The 2,112-nt window shown below is 64.3% G+C and carries 3 protein-coding genes; 2 read left to right on the top strand and 1 reads right to left on the bottom strand.

Annotated elements, in window-relative coordinates:
- Both HP547_RS28485 and HP547_RS28480 read left to right on the top strand, forming a co-directional pair.
- A partial coding sequence (locus HP547_RS28485; protein WP_172288835.1) for a biliverdin-producing heme oxygenase occupies positions 1–289 on the top strand: 289 nt, incomplete at its 5' end.
- 53 nt (positions 290–342) lie between these two features.
- Positions 343–756: a YbaN family protein gene (locus tag HP547_RS28480; protein ID WP_172231835.1), complete on the top strand. Its 414-nt coding sequence runs from the start codon at positions 343–345 to the stop codon at positions 754–756.
- Here the strand turns inward: HP547_RS28480 and arcD are convergent.
- The coding region (gene arcD, locus HP547_RS28475) for an arginine-ornithine antiporter (RefSeq protein WP_172288833.1) at positions 736–2,112 on the bottom strand (1,377 nt) is incomplete at its 5' end. The two genes, HP547_RS28480 and arcD, sit on opposite strands and share 21 nt — an antisense overlap.

The following is a 2,112-nucleotide window of genomic DNA, read 5'->3' as shown; positions in this document are numbered from 1 at the left end:
GGGCGAAGCAATGGGCTGGATCTTCGTCTCCGAAGGCTCCAAACTGGGCGCTGCGTTTCTGATCAAGCGTGCCGTGGCCCTGGAATTGTCCGACAGCTTCGGTGCCCGCCACCTGGGCGAACCGGCCGGCGGCCGTGCCGAAGGCTGGAAGCAGTTCACCCGCATCCTCGATGGCCTGGCGCTGTCGGCCGAAGAGGAAGCCGCTGCCGAGCGTGGCGCAGTCGCCGCCTTCGAGCGCTTCACCGAACTGCTCAAGCACGCCTATGCTGTGGATGCCGCGCTGGTTTGATACGCCGTACCCGGCCACCCTTCCGGTGGCCGAACCGTTTTTGCAGTGAGACCATGACCCAACCCGCCCGCTCGAAACTCGCCCGCCTGCTGTACGGAATCCTGGCTTACGTGAGCCTGGGAATCGGGTTGGTCGCGATCGTGATCCCCGGCCTGCCGACCACCGAGTTCATCCTGCTGGCCGCCTGGGCCGCCACGCGCAGTTCGCCGCGCCTGTCAGCCTGGCTGGAAAACCACCGGCTGTTCGGGCCGATCCTGTACAACTGGCGCAATGGCAAGGTGATCCAGCGCCGGGCCAAGGTCAGCGCGACCATCAGCATGTTGCTGTGTGCAGGCCTGATGCTGACCTTTCTGGAACACCACTGGCCGGTGTTTCTGGCCATCGCCGGCATGACCCTGGGCAACCTGTGGATCTGGTCGCGCCCGGAGCACGCCTGCCCTGCCCCGTCACAGGCTCAGCAGCCCTGAGTAAAGGGCATAGGCGGCCAGCGCGGCACCCGCCAGCACGGCGGCAAAAATCAGCTTTTCCCAGTGCGTGAACAAAGCCTGCCCCTGTTCACGCTTGGCCCTGGCGAACAGGATCACACCGGGGGCGTACAACAGCGCCGACAGCAGCAGGTACTTGAGCCCGCCGGCGTACAGCAGCCACACCGCATATAGCAAGGCAACCACCGCCACCAGCAAGTCCTTGCGCCGCAGCCCAGGCTGCCCGGCATAGGTTTCTGCGCGTGCCGCCAACAGCACGGCATAGGCCGCCGACCACAGGTATGGCACCAGGATCATCGACGAGGCCAGGTAGATCAGGCTGGTGTAGGTGCCCGCCGAAAACAGCGTGATCAGCAGAAAGCCCTGAATCATGCAGTTGGTCAGCCACAAGGCATTAGCGGGCACCTGGTTGGCGTTTTCCTTGGTCAGAAAGCGCGGCATGGTCTTGTCGCGCGCAGTGGCGTAAAGGATTTCGGCACACAACAACGCCCATGAAAGCAGCGCGCCAAGCAGCGACACCGCCAGCCCGAGGCTGATCAGCAAGGCGCCCCAGGGCCCGACGATATGCTCCAGCACCGAGGCCAGCGACGGGTTCTGCAACCCGGCCAGCTCCGGCTGGGTCATTACCCCCAGCGACAACACGTTGACCAGCACCAGCAGCGCCAGCACGCCGAGAAAACCAATGACCGTGGCCTTGCCCACGTCCGAACGGCGCTGGGCTCGCCCGGAATACACGCTGGCGCCCTCAATGCCGATGAACACGAACACGGTCACCAGCATCATGTTGCGCACTTGCTCCAGCACGCTGCCGAACTGCGGGTTGCTCAGGCCCCAGATGTCCCGGGTGAAGATATCGGCGCGAAAGGCAAATGCCGCGATGACCACGAACATCACCAGCGGCACTATCTTGGCCACGGTGGTGACCTGGTTGATGAACGCCGCCTCCTTGATGCCGCGCAGCACCAGGAAGTGCACTGCCCACAGCAGCAGCGAGGCGCAGCCGATGGCGATGGGCGTATTGCCTTCACCAAATACCGGAAAGTAGAACCCCAGGGTGCTGAACAGCAGCACGAAGTAGCCGACGTTGCCCAGCCAGGCGCTGATCCAGTAGCCCCAGGCCGACGAAAACCCCATGTAGTCGCCGAAGCCGGCCTTGGCATAGGCGTACACCCCCGAATCCAGCTCAGGCTTGCGGTTGGCCAAGGTCTGGAACACGAACGCCAGGGCCAGCATGCCGACCGCGGTGATCCCCCAGCCGATCAGCACCGCGCCGACATCGGCACGCGCCGCCATGTTCTGCGGCAGCGAGAAGATACCGCCACCAATCATCGAGCCGAC

It is taken from the genome of Pseudomonas sp. CM27 (genome assembly GCF_013179515.1).
GTDB lineage: Bacteria > Pseudomonadota > Gammaproteobacteria > Pseudomonadales > Pseudomonadaceae > Aquipseudomonas.
Note: the sequence above shows the minus strand (reverse complement) of the source record. Positions and strands in the feature narration are given on the sequence as shown.

What these genes read in the sequence shown, in the direction of transcription:
- HP547_RS28480 (WP_172231835.1), top strand. Translation starts at nt 343, where the DNA reads ATGACCCAACCCGCCCGCTCGAAACTCGCCCGCCTGCTGTACGGAATC.